The organism is Alkalihalophilus lindianensis (assembly GCF_032843265.1).
Lineage (GTDB): Bacteria > Bacillota > Bacilli > Bacillales > Bacillaceae_D > Alkalihalophilus > Alkalihalophilus lindianensis.
This window is the reverse complement of sequence record NZ_JAWJBA010000818.1, coordinates 1-246: the sequence shown is the minus strand read 5'-3', so window position 1 is coordinate 246 and position 246 is coordinate 1. Positions and strand designations below refer to the sequence as shown.

Genomic DNA, 246 nt, shown 5'->3' with positions numbered 1-246 from the left:
CTTTCACCAAACTCTTTCTGTGGTGCCTTGAGGCTCATGTCAAGAAATTATCAGTGCTTCTCTGGAAAGATCCAATCTTTGGAGTGTATTAAAATGTATTTCTTGCATCAGAATATGCACTTGGATAGAACTGCTGAGAGTGATGCATTTGCAGCTTGGCTACTTCAAGTTGGTGCTGGAGAAAATACTGATAACACTGGGAAAATTGAGCTACCTGATTATATGTGATGTGGTGAAGATGTTACA

Annotated in this window: 1 protein-coding gene; it reads left to right on the top strand. The window is 39.4% G+C overall.

Annotation, left to right across the window (positions count from 1 at the left end):
* A partial coding sequence (locus tag RYX56_RS24450) for a hypothetical protein (protein ID WP_317124400.1) occupies positions 1–228 on the top strand: 228 nt, incomplete at its 5' end.
* Between the last annotated feature and the right edge of the window lie 18 nt (positions 229–246).